Source organism: Bacillus sp. FSL R5-0585 (assembly GCF_038004545.1).
In the GTDB taxonomy this organism is placed as follows: Bacteria; Bacillota; Bacilli; order Bacillales; family Bacillaceae_G; genus Bacillus_A; species Bacillus_A cereus.
This window is the reverse complement of the sequence record NZ_JBBORJ010000001.1, coordinates 4,524,745-4,545,329: the sequence shown is the minus strand read 5'-3', so window position 1 is coordinate 4,545,329 and position 20,585 is coordinate 4,524,745. Positions and strand designations below refer to the sequence as shown.

Below are 20,585 nucleotides of genomic sequence, written 5' to 3'. Positions count from 1 at the left end.
TTTACTTTTTTAAATAACAAATTTCCTCTATTTCATTCCATTGCATATAAATTCGAACGATATCTTCTTCAATTAATTCGCTACCTGATTGTACCTCAATAAATTCTAAATCTGTAACAGCCTTAATTGCATGTTTTTGCCCTGGCTGGATTTCTAATACATCCCCAGAACGAACAACTTGTATTTCATCATCTAATACAAAAATACCTTCACCCTTTACAATTGTCCAAACTTCGTTTCTATTATTATGATATTGATAGCTTAAATTTTTGCTAGCTGTAATACCTATACGCTTGGTTAATACTTCGTTCCCATCATCATATTTAGTATAATCTAGCACACGATACCAACCCCAACGGCGCTCTTCATACATTGGCCTTTGATCCCAATCACCCACTAATTCTTTTACCCGAGGGCTTGCTTCTTTTTCTGAAACTAAAATACCATCTGGGCTTGCAGCTACAATTATATTAGAAAGACCTAATACAGAAACTGGGATATCTAGTTCATTAATAATATGATTTTTCTCACACTCAGCCCCCATATTTCCTTTTCCAAGGATGTTTGTTCCCATTTCTTCCGTAAGGGTATTCCAAGTCCCAAGGTCTTTCCATGATCCGTCATAAGGTAATGCAATAATATTTTTCGTTTTTTCGACTACCTCATAGTCAAAACTTATTTTTGGTAAACTTGCATATTGTTGTACTAGTACATCATACTGAACAGGAAGTCCTTTTTGATCTAATAGGGAAATAATTTTATCTAATTTAAATGCAAATACACCACTGTTCCAAAGTGCATTTTGTTTAAGTAACTCTTCCGCTTCAGCAGTAGCTGGCTTTTCTTTAAAATGACTTACTTGAATAAGTTCCTGTGTGCTTGTCCCTATGTTTGGAACAATATAACCGTATTTTTCAGATGGATATGTAGGTGTAACCCCCATTAAACCTAAGTCTGCATTTGAAGAATTTAATACCTTTTCCAAATCCAGTAACCTTTCAAAGAAACTATTTTCTACGTATGGATCTACAGGTAATACACCCACAACTTCATTCAAATCAACATGCTCTTTAGAGTATAGATATGAAGCAGCAAGAGCAATTGCCGGGAATGTATCACGGCGCTCTGGTTCAATAATAATAGGTACATTATTTCCTAGTTGACTATTAATCATATCTACTTGAGATTTACTTGTAGCAATAACTGCATCTTTTTCAATCCCCAAGCTAGTTAATTGTCCCCATACTCTTTGAACCATAGATTGCATTACATCATTCTCATTTTTAAGTACTTTTAAAAATTGCTTAGAACGCGAATCATTTGATAATGGCCATAAACGTTTCCCAGAACCACCAGATAATAGTATTAATTTCATATGTACACTTCCTTACCAAAAATAAAAAAGGTGAAGATATTATCTCCTCACCCTAGAAATTTTTCTTTATATTTTTCCTCTACAATACTTCTAATCTCTTCTCTAAATCTCTCTGGAGAAAATCTAATAGCATTTTCCCTACAATTAGATGGAGTAAACTTATCATAGCTTTGTTCAAATTCATTAATCTTCTCAACAATACTTTCAACAGCCTGCTCTTTAAAGAATAGACCAGTTGGCTTCTCATTATTTAAATCTAGAACAGTTTCTGTAGCCCCACCCTTGCCATATGTAATAACAGGTGTACCACAGGCCTGTGCCTCCACTGGTGTAATACCAAAATCCTCTTCTGCAGCAAAGACAAACGCCTTTGCACGTTGCATATGGCTTTTTAATACTTCAAACGATTGGTAACCTAGAAGCTGAACATTACTTTTAGCTTTTGCCTTTATCTTATCAAAATCTGGTCCATCACCAATTACAATCAACTTTTTGTCTGGCATATGTGCAAATGCTTCAACAATTAAATCAATTTTCTTATATGGTACCATACGCGATGCAGTCATATAAAAATCCTCTTTTTGTTCATGTAGTGTAAATGCGGAGATATCGACAGGTGGGTAAATAACTTCTGATTCCCTTCTATACACTTTCCATATCCTACGTCCAATAAACTTAGAATTACCAATGAAATAATCTACACCGTTTGCAGTACGATAATCCCAATTCCTTATTTTATGTAGAATGGATTTTGTTAAAAGCCCCTTAAGACCTTTTTCTAGATTTGCCTCTTTTAAATACTGATGTTGCAAATCCCATGCATAACGAATAGGTGAGTGTACATAAGAGATATGCAACTGATCTGGCCCTGTTAAAACTCCTTTTGCTACAGCATGAGAACTCGACAGGATAACATCATACTTTGATAAATCTAACTGTTCAATAGCCAAAGGCATTAAAGGAAGGTAATTCCGATACTTTTTCTTCGCAAAAGGTAACTTCTGAACAAACGTTGTACTAACTTTTTTATTCTTAATAAAGCCTCTATCTTTGTCATCTAAAAAATCAACTAAACTAAATAAATCTGCTTCTGGGAATACCTCAAGCATTTGCTCTAATACTTTTTCAGCACCAGCATATGTTACTAACCAATCGTGTACTATTGCTATTTTCATCTTAAACACCCTTGCTTCATTATATTAAACCTTTTTTATAATTTCTAAAACTTGTTTTGCAGTGAATGTCCAATGGTACCTTTTGCTTTGTTTAATACCTTTCTGTTTTAGTTCTAAAACTAAATCCTTATTTCTGTATACCATACTTATCAGCTTTAGCAACTCTTCTTTACTATGCGGATCAAAATAAAGTGCCGCTTCTCCACATATCTCTGGAATAGAAGCGGCTTTCGATGCCAAAACAGGACATCCTACAGTCATCGCTTCCAATGGTGGTAATCCAAATCCCTCATATAAAGATGGGAAAACAAATGCTTCAGCGTTTTCATATAAAGCTTTCAATTCTTCATCTGAAACATAACCAACTGATTTCACATGAGAGAGCGCTTCAATTTCGTGCCCACTAAAAATTTTATTATTAGCTCCCCCAGCAATTACTATATCTATTGGAATATCCATATCCTTAATTGCCTCAATAATTAAATTAAAATTTTTATTAGGATGTAGACTACTAACAGCTAATACATAATCAGTGTTCATTAATCCAAATTTATTCAAAACATTAGTATCTGCATTAATTTCTTGAAAATTATTAGCTGCGATGTGAGTGACATTAATTTTATGTCCTGGTATTTGGAAATATTTAATTATCTCTTCCTTCGAAAATTCCGAAACAGTAACAATGGCTTTGGAGTAGCGTATAATCAACTTAAATAAAATTTTATACCAAATTACAAATAACTTCGAATAACCATCTGGCTTAGAGAACACAGCAGCATCATGAATGTAGGCAACCTGCTTCCTTTTCAATATTGGTGCGGTATTACAAAAATTAATTAATTTATTTCTATAAGTAACAAATGGCAATGATATTTGTTCCCAAAAATGCCCTCTAAAAAGACCAATTTCTCGTATCTTTATATTCGAAAATAACAAATCAACCTTAGTGCCCTTAGGAACTAATATTATAAACTCTTCGTCCGTTTCTATTAGGTTCTTATCAAGTTCTTTTAGTATTTCTCTCGCAACCCTTTGCACTCCAGTAACTCGTTGTGAAAAAAATCTTCCATTTATATATACTGTCATGACAACACTCTTTCTTCCGCCTCAGGAGATTGTTTCTTTTTTCTGAATGTTAATAAATATATAAATATAAAACTATAACAACAGAAAAACATTGTTAGCCAAAAATCAGATCGCCCAATTACGATTAAATATGAATAAAAAAGTACGAATATCATTGGTGATATTTTATTAACCTTCACAATTATTAGTAACATCGATGTATACATTATAGAAAAAAGCAAATATCCTCCATTCGGAAAATTCAAAACAGCTTCTCCTATAAAATGCGTTGCAATTCCAACATTTGTAATACCTAAAGTAAACGTACTCTCTCCTAATGGAATATATTCATGTATTCTTAAGAAACCCGGTATCATAGCATTTATACCGACCATATAACCAGAAACATCTAATATACTATTCTTAGAGACATCGTCTAACTGTTGATAAATAAAACTTGCATATTGGGGCATAATAAATTCGTGAAAACTCATTATAATGTTATTAAATCCAGACCATCCTTCTCTAATTAATGGTAAAAATAACATTAATATTGCGATCAGTATTAGCCCCATATATTTTAGCAACTTTTTCATTCCACCAAAAATAAAATATCCCATAACAAAAATAAATAATTCTTTTCTAGCTCCAACTAATACTAACGGTGACCATGCAAGAGCAAGACTTAACTTAACAGTTAAGTTTCTCATAAAGCTATCTTTATCATAATCCATCCGTATTGCCAGTATAATTGATATTGGAATTAATATAATTTGATGATAAAAATTTATATGTTCAAATAAAACCGTTGCATATATTCTCGGATTAGATAGCAAAGCGTTTATCCCTATTTGAAAAATAATCTTACTCCAAAAATACCCTGCAATAATACATAAAATTAAAATGCATATATTAATAGAAATTTTCTCAATTCCCAATACATAATCCCTTATTCTCTTTTTTATAGATTCTACTGAGGGAAAAGAGAAAAAGAAGCTACTAATAGTAATAAATATATAGGCAAGTATTATACTAGCTAAACTTTTACCTGTAACCTCAACTATAATCTCCGGATCCATGTAAAAATAGATATATCCTAACCTCATTGCTATAAATGCTGATACTGAATATAACATAATAAAAACAAATAAAATAGAAACCAATCTTTTTTTTACTTGTAAAATATCTATAATTAATTGCACAAAAAATATTACGATGAACATCAGTAAAATCGCTTCACTTGTAGTATAGAACGAGAGAATAAGTACAAGCACTAAATTTAGTATTAAACATAGATAGTTAAATATTCCTTTTTTCATAGTTACCCCTGCTTATAACAAATATTTAAGAGCTACATTAAACCTTTAATACGTCCTTTTAAAGTATAAAAATAATATATACTCTTTTTAGGTTTGGCTAAATGAACCAAACAGCCTCCTAATGGTCTTACTATAGCTTTTATTTTCAGTTTTAAAGAATAACGGTGTTTTTTTAATAATTTTGTATATCCTGCACTATACAATTCAGCCCTACGATAAGAATTGGAATCATAAGCCAGAATTGGATTTGGGTGTCTTACAATAATTTCTGATGTATATACTCCCATGAATCCTTCTGCCATACTCCTTAAGGCAAAATCTGTATCTTCACCTGCACCATATATTGTACCGGCCCCAGCTCCTAAAGCTTCATCAAAAGTTGAAACTTCCTCTAACACCTTCTTCTTAACAAATAAAGTCGCAGAGGTTACATGCGTCAGCGCATTTATTTTATTCAATTTAAATTCACCATATTCAAACTTGTTAATTATTATATTGTCAAATTCGTCCAAGCATATCCCACTTAGAAAATCATAATTACGATTTTTTTCAAAATATGAAACAACCTTTTCTAAGGTATCAATATCATATGAACAATCATCATCTGGGAAAGCTATTATATCACCACTCACATGCCTTAATCCAACATTTCTAGCTTTAGAGAGTCCTGGATTAGATTTTACATGCTTTATTATCATACACTCTCCGTATTCACAAATTATTTCAGATAATCTTTCATCTATATTTTGATCCACTACAATCAATTCGAAATTTTGATATGTCTGTTTTTTCAAACTCTCTAAAAGTTCACCAACAATACTTACTCGCCCAACAGTGGCCATAACTAAAGAAATTTTCATTCTTCCTTATAATCTCCTTTCAGTTACTCTTTTTTTTAATATTAAAATGCATCCTTAGATCCAAACAATACTAGAACCGTTTTTAAAATAATCTTGATATCAAATACAATGCTCCTATTTGTAATATAAAACAAATCTAATTCCACCATCTCATTAAACCCAATATTACTTCTCCCACTAACTTGCCAAAGCCCAGTACAGCCAGGAGTCACTAAAAGTCTTTGTTTGTCATACGTTGTATACTCACTTACTTCACGAACTAAAGGTGGTCTTGGTCCTACAAGGCTCATATCTCCCCTTAAAACATTAAATAATTGTGGAAGTTCATCAATACTTGTTTTACGGATAAACTTCCCAATCTTCGTAACTCGAGGATCATCTTTCATTTTAAACATAGCCCCAGATACTTCATTATATTGCAATAAATTTTTCAGTTTCTTTTCTGCATCCGTAACCATAGAACGAAATTTATACATATGGAATTCTTTCCCGTTTTTTCCTACGCGTACCTGTTTAAAAAAAACAGATCCCTTTGGATCCTCATATTTAATAAGTAATGCCACAATTAAAAAAACCGGAAACAGTATAATTAAACCCAATACTGCACCTACAATGTCCATACAACGCTTTGCTAATAAATAACTTCTACAGTTATTTACTTTTTCTAGATCCATCATACTATCATTTTCTTCATCTGATACTCTTATTAATGTCAATTCTTTCACCTCACTGAGCTTTTTCTTTTAAAAAATTTGTCATATATTCTATGAGTCTACTTTTTAAATCTTCCTGCTGCATTGCTATTTCAATTGTAGTCTTAATAAAACCAAATTTCTCCCCGACATCATAACGAGTGCCTTCAAAATCATACGCAAATACACGTTGAATTTCATTTAATCGTTGAATCGCATCCGTTAACTGAATCTCTCCACCTGCACCTGTTTGTTGATCTTCAAGGAACATAAAAATTTCTGGTGTTAATACGTAACGACCCATAATTGCTAAATTTGATGGTGCTGTCCCTTGAGCTGGTTTTTCAACAAATTGACGCACTTGATAACGACGATCGTTTTGTTCAATCGGATCTATGATACCGTAACGATGTGTTTCATTTTCTGGCACTGTTTGTACACCAATAACCGATGACTGTGTACCTTCATATTGATCCATTAATTGGCGTAAACATGGTGTTTCTGCTTGGACAATATCATCACCAAGTAATACCGCAAATGGCTCATTTCCGATAAATTTACGAGCGCACCATACTGCGTGCCCTAGACCCTTTGGTTCTTTTTGTCTTATGTAATGAATATTAATTTTTGAGGAAGCTTGTACTTTTTCCAGTATTTCATGCTTTCCTTTTTCTAAAAGATTTTGTTCTAATTCAAAGGAATGATCAAAATGATCTTCAATCGCACGTTTTCCTTTTCCAGTAACAATAATAATATCTTCAATTCCTGATTCTATCGCTTCTTCTACTATGTATTGAATTGTCGGTTTATCAACAATTGGTAACATTTCTTTCGGCATCGCTTTTGTCGCTGGTAAAAATCTTGTCCCAAGACCAGCCGCTGGAATAATTGCTTTTTTTACTTTTTTCAAACCAAGGCCTCCTTAATCACTTTTATTTATATGTAACAATAACAAAAACAAAAACAAAAACCCTACCTATAAAGTCATAGTTATAACTCCATAGGTAGAGTTTCTATATATAAATAAATTGTGGGCATCTAACCCAACCTCACGCCGTACTTCCGACGACAAGCGTCTAAGGTAGGTGCGAAATAAAAATTTCTACCCACAGCACAACCGAGTGCCCCCATTGATAACGGTTAGGAGACATCACCCAAACTCTTCAATTAAAAAATACCGAACAATTTTTTACGACGGATTTGTTCTGGATCTTCTTTATAAATTGCCTTCCCACTAATTAATAAATACGGATTTTCTTTTAAATCACTCATAACACTCATTCCAAATTCTTTTCCAATTAATTCATAGCTTTCCGCTAAGTGAAAACCTCTTGACGTTGTGTTATGTGCATCTGAAGCGACCATATGTGTTAAATTATGTTCTACAAGTTGAAGTGAAAACTTTTTAATTTTTTTACCGAATTTCCCTAATAAACTACCTGCCGTTACTTGCGTTAATGCCCCTTTATTTACAAGGTTATATAACTTATCTGGCCTCTCGATTAACTCGGCATTACGTTCCGGATGAACGATAATTGGAATCATTCCTTTTACACGTAGTTCATATAATAGTTGTTCTGCATAACGAGGTACGTGATTCGATGGAAATTCAATGAATATATATTTATTTGTTTCATTTAAAGTAACGATTTTACCAGCTTCATAGTCTTCTAATAAATCGCCATATAACCTGACCTCTTGCCCAGGTAAAATAGTAAGTGGAATATTATGTTGTTGTAGTTCATCATTTAGTTGTTTTACTCCATGAATAATTGAGGTACGTTCATTTATATATTTTCCATTTTGATGGTGCGGCGTCGCGACAATTGTATGTATTCCCTCTGACACAGCTTGTTGTGCCATCGCTAAACTATCAGTCACTGTCTGTGCACCGTCATCGATACCAGATAAAATGTGACAATGTAAATCTATCATTTGTTTCATCCTCCCTCTCTCATATAAAAATCTTTTTTCCCTTGAATATGAGATACATCTCATATTCAAGGGAAAAAAGGAGATATGTTTCTACCATATCTCACTTTAAAACTAGTTTGCACCGTAATAATAATATAAGCCTTGTTCACGTTCACAGTCATTCAAAACAACACCTAACAGTTTACCTTTAGCCGATTCTAACAATCCTTTTGCTTTTACTGCTGTTTCTTTCTCGGTCGATTCACTACGAACGACAAGAATAGAAGCATCACATACATTTGCCATAATTTGCGCGTCGGTAACAGCTAAAATTGGCGGCATATCAAAAATCACTAAATCATACATGCTGTATACTTGCCCAAGAAGTTCTTTCATTGATTTCGAACCTAACAATTCTGCTGGATTTGGTGGGATTGGACCACATGCTAAAAAGCTTAGATTGTCTACAGATGTCGCTTGTATACATTTCTCTAAACGTTCACTATTTGTTAATACGTTCGTTAGTCCAAAAATATTATCTAATTGGAACATTTGATGCATCGCTGGTTTACGCATATCTGCATCAATTAATAGTACTTTCTTTCCTTGTTGGGCAAAAACCACTGACATGTTCGCTGTCGTTGTCGTTTTTCCTTCACTTGGATTTGCAGACGTTACCATTAATGAATGTAAATTTGTGTCAACAGCCGCAAATTCAATATTCGTTCGAATATTACGATATTGTTCTGAAATTGGTGATTTCGGTTGTTGATGAGCAATTAATTGACGACGTTGACGATGATTCTTTTTCTTTTTAAATAAATTAAGAGCCAATTGTTTGTCCCCTCACTTTTCTTGATGATGGAGCATGTGATTTCATGTTCATTTTTTCTTCATCCATGCGAGCTACAATGCCTAACACTGGTAAACCAAGTAAGGTTTCTACATCTTCTTCTTTTTTCACCGTGTTATCTAAGTATTCTAATAAGAATGCAAGACCCACCGAAACTAATAGACCAATAAAGAAAACAATTGCTACATTTAACATTGGGCGTGGTTTAATTGGTGATTGATTTTCTACAACTTCAGCTTTAGATAATACCGTTACATTATCAACATTCATGATTTTTGAAACTTCAGCTTTGAATGTTTCAGCTATAGTATTTGCGATATCACGAGCCATTTTTGGATTTTTATCTTGTGCAGTGACCGAGATAACCTGAGATTCTCTTTCGTTTGTAACATCAATTTTCTTTGTTAGGTCTTGTAATGTAATATTTAAATTTTGCTTCGCTCTTACTTGTTCCAAAATCACTGGACTTTTAATAATAACCTTATATGTATTCGTTAATTGAATATTCGTTTGAACTTCACCTGCTTGAATCATTGCACCCTCTTGTTTCTTCTGATTCACAAGAATTTGCGTCGAAGATTGATAGATTGGTGTCATAAAGAAAAAGCTAATGATAGCACTTACTATAGCTGCACCAAAGGCGATTACGAGGATCATTGCTAAACGTTTCTTTAAGATATGAAATAACTCTTTCAAACTAATTGTTTCTTCCATAAGTTCCTCCAACTTTCTAAAATTTGCACATAAGAAAAATTATAGCATATTCATCTTATATTTTTTTATTTAAATAAATTATTTAATACAAGCTTCTAACAAACAAGTTTAATCTTACAAAATAATCTTAAATATGACAACACATTCCAATGATTTCCCAAAAATTTTATCATATCATGCTTTTTACACTGTATAACTTGATAAATAATTTTCAGAAAACAAAAAAGCCAACAAATTTTTGTTGGCTTTTTCATATTTTAGTAATAACCATACTGCTCTTTTTCTTCTTTTTTATCGTTTAAAACGACTCCAAGTATTTTTCCAGATGCCTTATCTAGTATTTGTTTCGCTTTTACGATTTTATCTTTTTCCGTCTTTTCACTTCGTACAACGAGTACGATTCCATCACATTTATTCGCTAGTATTTGTGCATCTGTAACCGCAAGGACAGGTGGTGTGTCGATTAATATAATATCAAACATGTTATATGCTTCTAGTAATGCCTCATCCATTATCCGGCTCCCTAATAATTCAGCTGGGTTTGGCGGAATTGGGCCTGCTGCCATTAAGTATACGTTCTCTATATCTGTTTTTTGAATGCATTGCACGAGTTTCGCTTGTCCTGATAATAGGTTCGTTAACCCATTTGAACTATGAATAGCAAATAAGTTTTGTATCGTCGGCTTACGCAAGTCAGCTCCAATTAATAAAACTTTCTTTCCTTGTTGTCCGAAAACAACTGCTAAGTTTGCGATTGTTGTTGTTTTCCCATCACCTGGATCGGCTGAAGTAACAATAATAGAACGAACATGATTATCTACAGATGTAAACTCAATGTTTGTACGAATGTTACGGTATTGTTCTGTAATACGCGATTTAGGCTCTTTATGTGTAATTAATTGTCGTAATGGTTTTCTTTTCTTTCTCCCGAACATATTCATAATCTCCTTTTGTGAAATGCGACATTTCCCTTTTCTCTCTTTTATGCTCGATTTCATACGTCTAATTAATTTTTTGCTGTTTTCCCCATATTTCATCATAATCAATAACATTCTACTTTGTCTTATTTAAGTATCTTAACAATATGACAATGCCCTTATTTCTTTATTACCTTTATCACTTATCCTGTTTTCTAGATAAATAATAAAGTAAGTATATGGTAATTACCATCTATTTACAAGATATTTTCTGATTAGTTTGCATATTATCGTTTCATCGTTATATAGCAGAAACTAAAAAATCCCCTTGTCTTTTCACAAGGAGATTTTTTTATTTTTCTCTATTCTTTTTTATCACCAATCGCAAATGTAATTTCTGCCTCACATGCAACTTCACCATCTACTGTTGCGATTGCTTTTCCTTTTCCAATTGGGCCGCGTACGCGTGTCATTTCTACTTCTAGACGAAGCTGATCACCTGGGCGTACTTGTTTTTTGAAACGGCAATTGTCGATACCTGCAAAGAAAGCAAGTCTTCCGCGGTTTTCTTCTTTCTTTAATACTGCAACTGCTCCGACTTGTGCTAATGCTTCTACAATAAGTACACCAGGCATAACTGCATAGTCAGGGAAGTGTCCGTTAAAGAATTCTTCATTTGCGGATACATTTTTAATCCCAACCGCTCTTTTTCCTTCATCTACTTCTAATATTTTATCAACAAGTAAAAATGGATAGCGGTGAGGAATGATTTCTTTAATTTGTTCTATATTTAGCATGTAACAATCGCCCCTTTTGTAATATTGGTCTTACCACTTGGACATATTGCTATTATCCCATTTTGTTTATTGTTTGTCATTACAAAGTAACATTTTATATTTAGCACAACTTCCTAAAAAAAAATGCACACACTCTATTCCATTAAAATAGTTGCACATTTTTGCAACTGACACGGAGGTGGAAAAGAGTGTATGCCCAAATTAGGGAAAGGCAATATGTATTGAAACATTATTTGCCTTAATGTCGTATTCGACTCATTATATTATAAACGTTTTCAATTAAGGAAATATTAAATTTAACCATATATATGAATATTTTACCTGTTTCCTTCATATTTCTCTATTTTCCTTCCATTTTCGCAAAAAAACAAAATAAAAAAATATAAAAACGAAAAAAGAACTAAGGCATTAGCCTTAGTTCTTTCAAATTATCTCAAAGCACGCTTTGGTAATCTGTCGATATTCTCTAACATAATACCTGTACCAACCGCAACGCAGTGCATTGGGTTTTCAGCAATTAATACTGGTACTTTTAGTTCTTCTGCTAGAAGCATGTCGATACCGTGTAGTAAAGCTCCACCGCCTGTTAGAATAACACCGCGGTCGATGATATCTGCAGATAGTTCTGGTGGTGTGCGCTCTAATACGCCTTTTGCAGCTTGTACAATAACAGCTGCATTTTCTTTTAATGCTTCTGTAATTTCTTCAGAGCATACTGTAATTGTACGTGGTAAGCCTGTTACCATGTCACGTCCGCGAATTTCAAGTTCTTCGCTACGTGCACCTGGGAATACTGTACCAACTTTAATTTTAATATCTTCTGAAGTACGTTCTCCGATTAATAGCTTATACTTACGTTTAATATAGTTTAAGATCTCCATATCAAACTTATCGCCAGCCATTTTGATAGAGGAAGAGGTAACAATATCACCCATAGATAGTACAGCGATATCTGTTGTACCTCCACCAATATCAACAACCATGTTACCGCTTGGTTGGAAGATTTCCATACCAGCACCAACTGCGGCTACTTTTGGTTCTTCTTCTAAAAATACTGTTTTACCACCTGAACGTTCAGCAGCTTCACGAATTGCTTTTTGTTCTACTGATGTAATATTTGTTGGACAACAAATTAAAATACGAGGTTTTGAAAAGAAGCTCTTTACGTCCAATTTGTTAATGAAATACTTTAACATTGCTTCTGTAATTTCGAAATCTGCGATTACACCATCTTTAAGTGGACGGATTGCTACAATATTACCAGGCGTACGTCCCACCATGCTTCTCGCTTCTTCACCTACTGCTAATACTTTACCACTATTACGATCAATCGCCACAACAGATGGCTCATTTAATACAATACCCTTACCTTTAACATGAATTAATACGTTAGCCGTACCTAGGTCAATTCCGATATCTCGCGCAAACATTCCCGTTTTTTCCTCCTCGATATTCAAAATCAGGTTACACCCGAATTCTTTTCACCTAATTTCTGATTTTATCATAAATTTAACAGAAACGTAATATTCGCAAAAAGAATTCTTCTGAAAAATATTACCGAATGTGAACGGAATGTTTGCTACTGTAACATTATTGACGTACAGGCTTCTCTACATCTTCTTTTCTATACTTTTGTTTTGTTGCTTCTCCCCCTCTTAAATGACGAATAGACTTATGATAATCAAGAATTTCTTTCACTTCATTTGCGAGCTCTGGATTAATTTCTGGTAGACGTTCTGTTAAATCTTTATGGACTGTACTCTTTGATACCCCAAATTCCTTTGCAATGACACGCACTGTCTTTCTTGTCTCCACGATATACTTACCAATCTTGATAGTTCTCTCTTTGATGTAATCGTGCACACCACTCGCCTCCCTAATTTGGATGTGAGAAGGGTGAAATGAGCCTCGCTGCATACGACTAAGAAGTAAGTGTGAGTGCTGTTTGTAAGCGTTAAACATTCTTGGATTTATAATGAAATGATTCACGATTTCTCACCTCAAACACTCTCTTTGCTTTGGTTTATACCATTGTATTGCCCGCACTACTGATATATGCTACATGTTCACTATTTTTGCGGACTAAGTTAAGAAAAATTACGTTTTTTTGTGAGAAATACGTTAAAACTGACTATTATAGCGAAAAAAAATGACACCTTATATATAAGGTGTCATTCTTCTCGTTCCAATTCTTCTTCTAACAATTGATGGTGGGGAACCTCTTTCTTACCGGCAATGTAATAATATAAAGTGAATAAAACAAACAATAAAATAATAGCAGTCGACAGAACAAACAAAAATGACACAGTATCCCCTCCCTTTTGTAATATATATTCGAGAATCTCGTCATTTTTCCTTGTTATTGCAACTTTTTTCTCGAAATTGAGTATTTTTATATAAAAATAAAAAAATCAGCTCCCCTAGTGGGAACTGATTTTTTCACTTCATTATTCTTGTGAAGAAGAATCGTTAGATGATTCTGTAGAACCATTTGTTGATTTTTCTTCTTTCTTCGGTTCTTCTTTTTTGTCACTAGTTGAACCGCTTGTTGATTTCTCTTCTTTTTGAGACTTGTCTTCTGTTTTACTTTCAGGTTTCGTGCTCGTTGACTTCTCTTCTTTTTGAGATTTGTCATCAGCTTTTTTACCAGAAGCATTCGTAGCCTTTGCAGCACCTGCATCAGCTTTAATTTCTGTTACTGATTTATTTAAGTAACGTTCAGGGTTCACAGCCACATTGTCTTTACGTACTTCAAAGTGAACGTGAGAGCCTGCCTCTTTATTCATTGCACTTAGACCGGATGTTCCTAATACTTCACCTTGTGCAACTCTTGCACCTTTTTCTACTTTTACACTGCCTAAGCTTTGATAAGATACCGCTACACCATTTCCACTATCAACTGTTACAACATAACCAAGAAGTGAATCTTTTTCAGCTTTCGTTACTGTACCACTTAAAGCAGCGGCAACATTGAATTCTTTTCCATTCTTCGCAGCAATGTCAATTCCTTTGTTGGGGGAATATGTGTTGTTATAAAAGACAAGTGCTTTTTCTTGTTCCGCCTCAGTTGCTGCATCTTCATAGAATTTCTTCTGTACGACTACTTCCGCATTCGCGGCAGCTGGCATTTTCACTACTTCTGAAGATTTCGTTACTGGTACTGCTGGATCTTCCGATTGTGTATACGGTGTTGCTTGATCGTGGTTTGGAGTCTTCTTCGGATTAGCTCCTTGGAACCATAGCGCAACCATTAAGATTACCGCTGCACAAGCAATGTATAGTGCCGGAAACACCCATCTTTTTTGAAATAAATGTACTACCTTTTGCGACTTTTTATTATTTCTTCCTCGCATTCCATCATCACCTCAGCAATCATTTTGAACAATATTCACGTATCCTATACAATGTATAACTAATTACTTTTCGACAAAATATGTAAAAATATGTATGAGAATTGCAAAATTTCCGAGGAAATGATAGAAAAAAGAAAAAACTGAGCACTTTTGGCTCAGTTTTTAGTCTAATTGTTTCTTTTTGTACACAATAATACAAAGAATGATAAGACATATACTCCAAATTGTATTGTTTAAAATATGTTCTTGAATCGCAATAAACCCTTCTCCCTTTATAACTTTTTGCAATGCCTCCATAACATGATTTGTCGGAAGAAGATTAACTACTTTTATAATAAATTCATTCTTAACCATTTCTTGTAGCATCGGCCCCATTATGAATATTATAAAAATCGGAAGCCCCAATATAGATGTTTGTGCTATATTTTGGGATAGTAAGCCAACTATAGTACCTAAAACGACACATAACAATGTTCCTATTAAAATAATAATAACTAGCATACCAATATTTCCTTTAAAAGTATCTAAAATCACTAAACTAATAAAACTAGATGCTAGTACAAAAAATACAGTTAATACACTTTTCCCTAAAATAACTTCTATTGGACTTGCCGGAGACAACATCAATACTCGTAACGTGTGTTTTTCCTTCTCCTCTGCAATAATAATTGCTTGCACATAACTTCCCACCATGGTAATCGTCATTACAATAATAAAACCTGCAAAGAACTCTTTTATAGAATCCATATTACTATAGAATACAGCAAGTAGAATAGGTAATAGCGCCATTAATATAACTTGTGAGTTTTTACCTGCATCATTTATTTCTTTTCTTACAATAGCCGAAAACCGTTTCATTGAAAATGTCATTATAATCCCCTCCCAGTAACTTCAATAAAAATATCGCCTAAAGTTGGTTCGTGTGAATGAATAGATAGTAATTCTCCTTTGTTCATCCATTCTGAAATACGTTTTGCACCTAATTCATCTTTTTGTACCGTTTCTTTCTTCTTATCCTTTAACACGACTTGTATTTGATCTTTCGCGTATTGTAAGCGAAGGTTCTCCGGTGTATCAAGTGCTACAATTTCTCCGCCACACAGGAAGGCAATGCGGTTACAAAGCGTTTCTGCTTCGTCCATGTTGTGAGTCGTTAAGAAAATCGTCGTTCCTTCTTTATTTAAGTCGTTTAAGATTTTATGAATGTTTTGTACGTTTACCGGATCAAGTGCAGATGTTGGTTCGTCTAAGAAGAGGATATCTGGTTTATGAAGGATTGCTCTCGCTAGTGTGACGCGTTGCTTCATTCCCTTTGATAATTTTTTTACTGTTGTTTTTTTATCATCTAATAGATTCACTTGTGCTAGTACTTCATCGATTCGTTCTTTTTTGCAATCGTATAAGTCACAAAATAATAATAAGTTATCATAAATGCTAATTCTTTCATATAAGCCGCTGTTATCTGTTAAAATACCAATTCGTTTGTAATCGATGCTACTTGGTCCTGTAATATCTTTCCCTAATACTCTTACCGTTCCAACACTATGAAGCAATTGAGAAGTTAAAATTTTTACTGTTGTCGTCTTACCAGATCCACTCGGTCCGAGAAATCCGAATATCTCTCCTTGCTTCACCTCAATATTTACATTTCCAAGTGCTGTTTTTCCGTCGAAACTTTTCATTACATCTTTCATTTCAATTGCCAATGTCATTTCTTCATCTCCTTTGTTTTTCTTCTTTATAGATGAAAGTCGCTTTAGCGCTTTTCGTTTGTTTGTTTCGCTTTTCTTGACTCAATCATATGAAAAACAAAGGGATTACGCAGTAAAATACCGGTAAAAGGAGTATTTTTACCGGTGAATGAATCGCATGTTGAGCTTATTGGAGCACTTTTTATAGCCCAATCACACCTTTTAATTCATCCATGCGTCCTTTTGAAAGTGGAATTGAACTTTTTCTTTCGTCATCCAAAATTAAACTGAAACTGTTACGAGTCCATGTAATCACTTCTCGTACTCTTTGTAAATTTACAAGGTACGAGCGATGACATCTAAAGAAACCAAAACCTGTTAATCTCGCTTCTAGTTCACTTAATGTTAATGCACATACGAAATCGCCTTCACGAACGTGAATATGCGTTACTCCGTTTTGCGTTTCAATGAAATGGATTTCCATCGGATCAAGTAAAATGATTTTATCGTTTACTTTCGCAGGTATTCTTTCTAACTTCATTTGCGGAATCATTTGAATGACTTTTTCTTCACCGACTTCTTCCACTTCCTCTTGTTCAATTTCTATCTTTTTCACACCATCGTTGTTTAATATGTATACGTCCTCTGTTAACGAAAGGGCATCCGATAGAAATGATGACGTAATAAAGATTGCCTTTCCTTGCTCTTTCATTTTCATAATCGCTTTTCGAATAATAACCGTACTCTCTATATCGACATTTTGCTCTGGCTCTTCCAAAATGATTAAATCCGGATTATGAATCATCATTCGTCCAATATGAAGACGACGCTTCTCTGAAAATGATAGTTTTTCTATTTTAACGTTTAACTTATCTAAGAGACCGACATATTGTACAACTTCTTCTGTACTCATATTCGATTCATAAAGCCCCATAAAAAAATTAAAGTATTCCTTCACCTTCAAACGATCATATGCCTCGTCTTTCAAAAAACAAAAACCGATGCGGGAATAATTTTTCTTTCCAATCACTTCTCCTTCAAACAGTACATTGCCAGTCGAAGCTTCTTCTTCACCAATAATAATGCGGTGTAACACTTTAGCTGTATGATTATTGCATTGCAAAACAATACATTGTCCTTTTTCAACCTTTAGCTCAATTTCCGGTAACTGGTTCGCCTTCCCTAACTGTTTCAACTCCAGTAGCGCCATTTCGTCTCCCCCAAATGTCTTTTTATCCTATTATATCAAACAATTAATGGAAAATTATTCTATTTTACAGAAAAAAAATAGGCGCCAGAGTTCTGACACCTATTTCTTCACCATCAATTTTCCTTCATAATCATTCATCGTCTTTATTTCAACGCCTTTATAGTAATGAGCGACGATATCTGTATATTTCTTTCCTTCCGCTGCCATGCCGTTCGCCCCGTATTGACTCATACCAACGCCGTGACCGAAGCCTTTCGTCGTAACGATGATTTTATCTCCTTGTTGTTTCCACGTAAAATCAGAAGAACGTAAATCTAACTTTTCACGAACTTCTTTTCCTGTTAATGTTTTTCCTTGAAAAGCTACATCCTTTACGCGCTTTCCTTCCGTAAGGTCTTTAATATTTCCAACCTTCCCGTCTGCTAACACTTTCACACCGAGACGTTTTTGAAAATCAGCTACTGTAAATGTTTGCTCACTCGTAAACTTTGGAGAGGCTTGATCCCACGGACTATCTACACTTTTCAAGTACGGATAATCATTTCCCCAATAGTCAGCTGCATTTTCTGTTCGGCCATTACTCGTTGAAAAGAAGGATGCTGAAATTGGTTTTCCATCATACGTTAAAACTTGTCCTGCTGTTTTCGAAACGGCTTCTTCGATTTTCTTCAAATTATTTTCGTAGTTATTGCCCCATTGCTTCTTCAATTCATCTTTGCTTTTGTACACTTGATCTTTCACCGTATCTGTCACGTCCGCATTATTTTTCTTTCCTCCGCTTAGCATACGTTGTACTACAAATGTTCTTGCTGCTAATGCCTGCGCCTTTAGTGCCTCTATTTCAAAACTGGCATTCATCTCAGAAGCTACTACACCTGTCACATACTCCTCCACTGGTAATGTTTCTACCTTCTTCTGTTTTTCGCGATATACAGCAACTTGAACGGCTGTATCTACTTTTCCTGGAGCTGGTATACTTTCTATCGCTGGAGGAGTTTTAGAGGCCGTTTCTTCCCCTACTTTTGCTTTCGCAAATGGAATAACAAGGGCTGCAGGTACAATGATAACGAGCGCTATTAAGAGCGCTACTGTAATAAAAAGTGGCTTTGAAAATTTCATCCTATTTTCCCCCAATATAAAAGCTTTACTCCATTCATTCTTATGGAACAACTCTTTCTTTTAGAACATACTTAAGGGGAAGAGTATAAAACAGAAATTTTCTAAATATTTTTACTGGTACTTGCATAAGTACAGAATTTATTGACTATAACAGTAATAACCCAAAAAAATAGCCCCTATGTCAAAAGACATAGAGACTATTTCAATTAAGCGTGAAGATCAGAAACTTCTTGTTCTTTCACTTCTTCTACTTTTTCGTTTACACGTTCAATAGTTGCACCTAATGCAGCTAATTTCTTATGGAAGTTTACATAGCCACGGTCAAGATGTTTTAACTCAGTTACACGAGTATAACCTTCTGATACTAAACCAGCTAAGATTAATGCAGCTGCAGCACGTAAGTCAGTTGCTGCTACTTCAGCACCTTGTAAGCTGTTTGGACCGTTCATAATAACAGAACGACCTTCAATTTTAATATCAGCATTCATACGACGGAATTCTTCAACGTGCATAAAGCGGTTTTCGAATACCGTTTCTGTAATCATGCTTGTTCCATCAGCTTGTAGTAATAATGCCATCATTTGTGATTGCATGTCTGTTGGGAAACCTGGGTGAGGCATAGTTTTAATATCAACCGCTTTTAACTTATCTGGGCCGATAACACGTACACCTTCGTTTTCCTCAATAATTTTAACACCCATTTCTTCCATTTTCGCTGTAATTGAGCGTAAATGTTCAGGTACAGCATTTTCAATTAAGATGTCTCCACCAGTAATTGCTGCTGCAACCATGAATGTTCCCGCTTCAATACGGTCAGGAATAATAGAGTGGTTTGCACCATATAATTTATCAACGCCTTCGATACGAATCGTTCCAGTTCCAGCTCCGCGTACTTTCGCTCCCATCGCATTTAAGAAGTTAGCTAAGTCAACGATTTCTGGTTCTTTCGCTGCGTTTTCAAGAATTGTTGTCCCTTTTGCTAATGTAGCTGCAGACATAATGTTTTCTGTCGCGCCTACGCTTGGGAAGTCTAAGTAGATTTTAGCTCCTTTTAGTTCTCCCTCAACATATGCCTCAACAAAACCGTTACCAACCTGTACTTTTGCTCCCATTGCTTCGAAGCCTTTTAAATGTTGGTCAATTGGACGTGAACCAATTGCACATCCACCAGGAAGTGCAATACGAGCACGACCGTTACGTGCTAATAATGGTCCCATTACTTGAACAGATGCACGCATTTTACGTACATATTCAAATGGTGCTTCAATGTTTAGTTCTTTAGAAGAATCGATTGTTACTTGATTATTTTCAAATACGACTTCAGCATTTAAATGACGTAATACCTCATTAATTGTGTATACATCAGACAAAACTGGTACTTCAGATAGTACATTCTTTCCATCACTCGCTAATAGGGCTGCAGCGATTATAGGTAATACAGCATTTTTTGCGCCCTCAACACGCACTGTGCCGTTTAACCGCTTTCCGCCACGGACGATGATCTTTTCCAAATTATTCCCCTCCGTGTCCT

General features: G+C 34.5%; 21 protein-coding genes. All 21 read right to left on the bottom strand.

Translation table 11 applies throughout. The features are described 5' to 3' along the window. Position 1 precedes the first annotated feature (1 nt). Entirely contained in the window at positions 2-1,375 is a 1,374-nt protein-coding gene (locus MKY38_RS23430; protein ID WP_341049829.1) for a sugar phosphate nucleotidyltransferase, read from the bottom strand. A 47-nt stretch (positions 1,376-1,422) separates the two neighbouring features. After that, positions 1,423-2,550, bottom strand: coding sequence for a glycosyltransferase family 4 protein (locus MKY38_RS23425; protein ID WP_341049827.1), 1,128 nt, complete (start codon positions 2,548-2,550; stop codon positions 1,423-1,425). Positions 2,551-2,574: 24 nt separating this feature from the next. Beyond that, on the bottom strand, positions 2,575-3,636 hold the full coding sequence (locus tag MKY38_RS23420; protein WP_341049825.1) for a glycosyltransferase family 4 protein: 1,062 nt from the start codon (positions 3,634-3,636) through the stop codon (positions 2,575-2,577). Beyond that, positions 3,633-4,934 (bottom strand): hypothetical protein, encoded by a 1,302-nt coding sequence (locus MKY38_RS23415; RefSeq protein WP_341049822.1) that lies wholly within the window; start codon positions 4,932-4,934, stop codon positions 3,633-3,635. Before MKY38_RS23415 ends, MKY38_RS23420 begins: the two co-directional genes overlap by 4 nt. Positions 4,935-4,966: 32 nt before the next feature. Continuing rightward, the gene (locus tag MKY38_RS23410) at positions 4,967-5,794 is read right to left on the bottom strand and encodes a glycosyltransferase family 2 protein (protein ID WP_341049819.1); all 828 of its coding nucleotides are present in this window, start codon (positions 5,792-5,794) and stop codon (positions 4,967-4,969) included. Between the two features lie 41 nt (positions 5,795-5,835). Continuing rightward, entirely contained in the window at positions 5,836-6,510 is a 675-nt protein-coding gene (locus tag MKY38_RS23405) for a sugar transferase (protein ID WP_341049816.1), read from the bottom strand. A 10-nt stretch (positions 6,511-6,520) separates the two neighbouring features. Beyond that, positions 6,521-7,396 carry a UTP--glucose-1-phosphate uridylyltransferase GalU gene (gene galU, locus MKY38_RS23400; protein ID WP_341049813.1) on the bottom strand — a complete coding sequence of 292 codons (876 nt, stop codon included), beginning with the start codon at positions 7,394-7,396 and terminating at the stop codon, positions 6,521-6,523. A gap of 257 nt (positions 7,397-7,653) precedes the next feature. Beyond that, entirely contained in the window at positions 7,654-8,421 is a 768-nt protein-coding gene (locus MKY38_RS23395) for a tyrosine-protein phosphatase (protein ID WP_341049811.1), read from the bottom strand. 111 nt (positions 8,422-8,532) lie between these two features. Continuing rightward, on the bottom strand, positions 8,533-9,234 hold the full coding sequence (locus MKY38_RS23390; protein ID WP_341049809.1) for a CpsD/CapB family tyrosine-protein kinase: 702 nt from the start codon (positions 9,232-9,234) through the stop codon (positions 8,533-8,535). Then, complete coding sequence (locus MKY38_RS23385; RefSeq protein ID WP_341049806.1) at positions 9,224-9,967, bottom strand: YveK family protein; 744 nt, start codon at positions 9,965-9,967, stop codon at positions 9,224-9,226. Before MKY38_RS23385 ends, MKY38_RS23390 begins: the two co-directional genes overlap by 11 nt. A 257-nt stretch (positions 9,968-10,224) precedes the next feature. After that, positions 10,225-10,902, bottom strand: a complete 678-nt coding sequence (locus MKY38_RS23380) for a polysaccharide biosynthesis tyrosine autokinase (protein ID WP_142953634.1) — start codon at positions 10,900-10,902, stop codon at positions 10,225-10,227. 344 nt (positions 10,903-11,246) lie between these two features. Continuing rightward, complete coding sequence (fabZ, locus tag MKY38_RS23375; protein ID WP_000931959.1) at positions 11,247-11,681, bottom strand: 3-hydroxyacyl-ACP dehydratase FabZ; 435 nt, start codon at positions 11,679-11,681, stop codon at positions 11,247-11,249. Positions 11,682-12,109: 428 nt separating this feature from the next. After that, positions 12,110-13,111 carry a rod shape-determining protein gene (locus MKY38_RS23370; RefSeq protein WP_000457978.1) on the bottom strand — a complete coding sequence of 334 codons (1,002 nt, stop codon included), beginning with the start codon at positions 13,109-13,111 and terminating at the stop codon, positions 12,110-12,112. 160 nt (positions 13,112-13,271) lie between these two features. After that, entirely contained in the window at positions 13,272-13,544 is a 273-nt protein-coding gene (gene spoIIID / locus MKY38_RS23365) for a sporulation transcriptional regulator SpoIIID (protein WP_000544012.1), read from the bottom strand. 308 nt (positions 13,545-13,852) lie between these two features. Next, positions 13,853-13,987, bottom strand: coding sequence for a hypothetical protein (locus MKY38_RS23360; protein ID WP_000008903.1), 135 nt, complete (start codon positions 13,985-13,987; stop codon positions 13,853-13,855). 141 nt (positions 13,988-14,128) lie between these two features. Continuing rightward, the gene (locus MKY38_RS23355) at positions 14,129-15,034 is read right to left on the bottom strand and encodes a M23 family metallopeptidase (RefSeq protein ID WP_001214926.1); all 906 of its coding nucleotides are present in this window, start codon (positions 15,032-15,034) and stop codon (positions 14,129-14,131) included. Between the two features lie 162 nt (positions 15,035-15,196). Then, positions 15,197-15,904 carry an ABC transporter permease gene (locus MKY38_RS23350; protein WP_000144419.1) on the bottom strand — a complete coding sequence of 236 codons (708 nt, stop codon included), beginning with the start codon at positions 15,902-15,904 and terminating at the stop codon, positions 15,197-15,199. Continuing rightward, on the bottom strand, positions 15,904-16,746 hold the full coding sequence (locus tag MKY38_RS23345; RefSeq protein ID WP_341049801.1) for an ABC transporter ATP-binding protein: 843 nt from the start codon (positions 16,744-16,746) through the stop codon (positions 15,904-15,906). Before MKY38_RS23345 ends, MKY38_RS23350 begins: the two co-directional genes overlap by 1 nt. A gap of 181 nt (positions 16,747-16,927) precedes the next feature. Further along, entirely contained in the window at positions 16,928-17,935 is a 1,008-nt protein-coding gene (locus MKY38_RS23340; protein WP_087875971.1) for a LytTR family transcriptional regulator DNA-binding domain-containing protein, read from the bottom strand. Between the two features lie 99 nt (positions 17,936-18,034). Then, on the bottom strand, positions 18,035-19,054 hold the full coding sequence (gene spoIID / locus MKY38_RS23335; RefSeq protein ID WP_000672663.1) for a stage II sporulation protein D: 1,020 nt from the start codon (positions 19,052-19,054) through the stop codon (positions 18,035-18,037). A 206-nt stretch (positions 19,055-19,260) separates the two neighbouring features. After that, on the bottom strand, positions 19,261-20,565 hold the full coding sequence (gene murA / locus MKY38_RS23330) for a UDP-N-acetylglucosamine 1-carboxyvinyltransferase (protein WP_000411274.1): 1,305 nt from the start codon (positions 20,563-20,565) through the stop codon (positions 19,261-19,263). Positions 20,566-20,585 lie beyond the last annotated feature (20 nt).

What these genes read in the sequence shown, in the direction of transcription:
- MKY38_RS23340 (WP_087875971.1), bottom strand. Translation starts at nt 17,935, where the DNA reads ATGGCGCTACTGGAGTTGAAACAGTTAGGGAAGGCGAACCAGTTACCG.
- MKY38_RS23420 (WP_341049825.1), bottom strand. Translation starts at nt 3,636, where the DNA reads ATGACAGTATATATAAATGGAAGATTTTTTTCACAACGAGTTACTGGA.
- MKY38_RS23350 (WP_000144419.1), bottom strand. Translation starts at nt 15,904, where the DNA reads ATGACATTTTCAATGAAACGGTTTTCGGCTATTGTAAGAAAAGAAATA.
- MKY38_RS23425 (WP_341049827.1), bottom strand. Translation starts at nt 2,550, where the DNA reads ATGAAAATAGCAATAGTACACGATTGGTTAGTAACATATGCTGGTGCT.
- spoIID (WP_000672663.1), bottom strand. Translation starts at nt 19,054, where the DNA reads ATGAAATTTTCAAAGCCACTTTTTATTACAGTAGCGCTCTTAATAGCG.
- MKY38_RS23415 (WP_341049822.1), bottom strand. Translation starts at nt 4,934, where the DNA reads ATGAAAAAAGGAATATTTAACTATCTATGTTTAATACTAAATTTAGTG.
- fabZ (WP_000931959.1), bottom strand. Translation starts at nt 11,681, where the DNA reads ATGCTAAATATAGAACAAATTAAAGAAATCATTCCTCACCGCTATCCA.
- MKY38_RS23395 (WP_341049811.1), bottom strand. Translation starts at nt 8,421, where the DNA reads ATGATAGATTTACATTGTCACATTTTATCTGGTATCGATGACGGTGCA.
- MKY38_RS23385 (WP_341049806.1), bottom strand. Translation starts at nt 9,967, where the DNA reads ATGGAAGAAACAATTAGTTTGAAAGAGTTATTTCATATCTTAAAGAAA.
- MKY38_RS23355 (WP_001214926.1), bottom strand. Translation starts at nt 15,034, where the DNA reads ATGCGAGGAAGAAATAATAAAAAGTCGCAAAAGGTAGTACATTTATTT.
- MKY38_RS23410 (WP_341049819.1), bottom strand. Translation starts at nt 5,794, where the DNA reads ATGAAAATTTCTTTAGTTATGGCCACTGTTGGGCGAGTAAGTATTGTT.
- MKY38_RS23380 (WP_142953634.1), bottom strand. Translation starts at nt 10,902, where the DNA reads ATGTTCGGGAGAAAGAAAAGAAAACCATTACGACAATTAATTACACAT.
- MKY38_RS23430 (WP_341049829.1), bottom strand. Translation starts at nt 1,375, where the DNA reads ATGAAATTAATACTATTATCTGGTGGTTCTGGGAAACGTTTATGGCCA.
- MKY38_RS23345 (WP_341049801.1), bottom strand. Translation starts at nt 16,746, where the DNA reads ATGACATTGGCAATTGAAATGAAAGATGTAATGAAAAGTTTCGACGGA.
- MKY38_RS23370 (WP_000457978.1), bottom strand. Translation starts at nt 13,111, where the DNA reads ATGTTTGCGCGAGATATCGGAATTGACCTAGGTACGGCTAACGTATTA.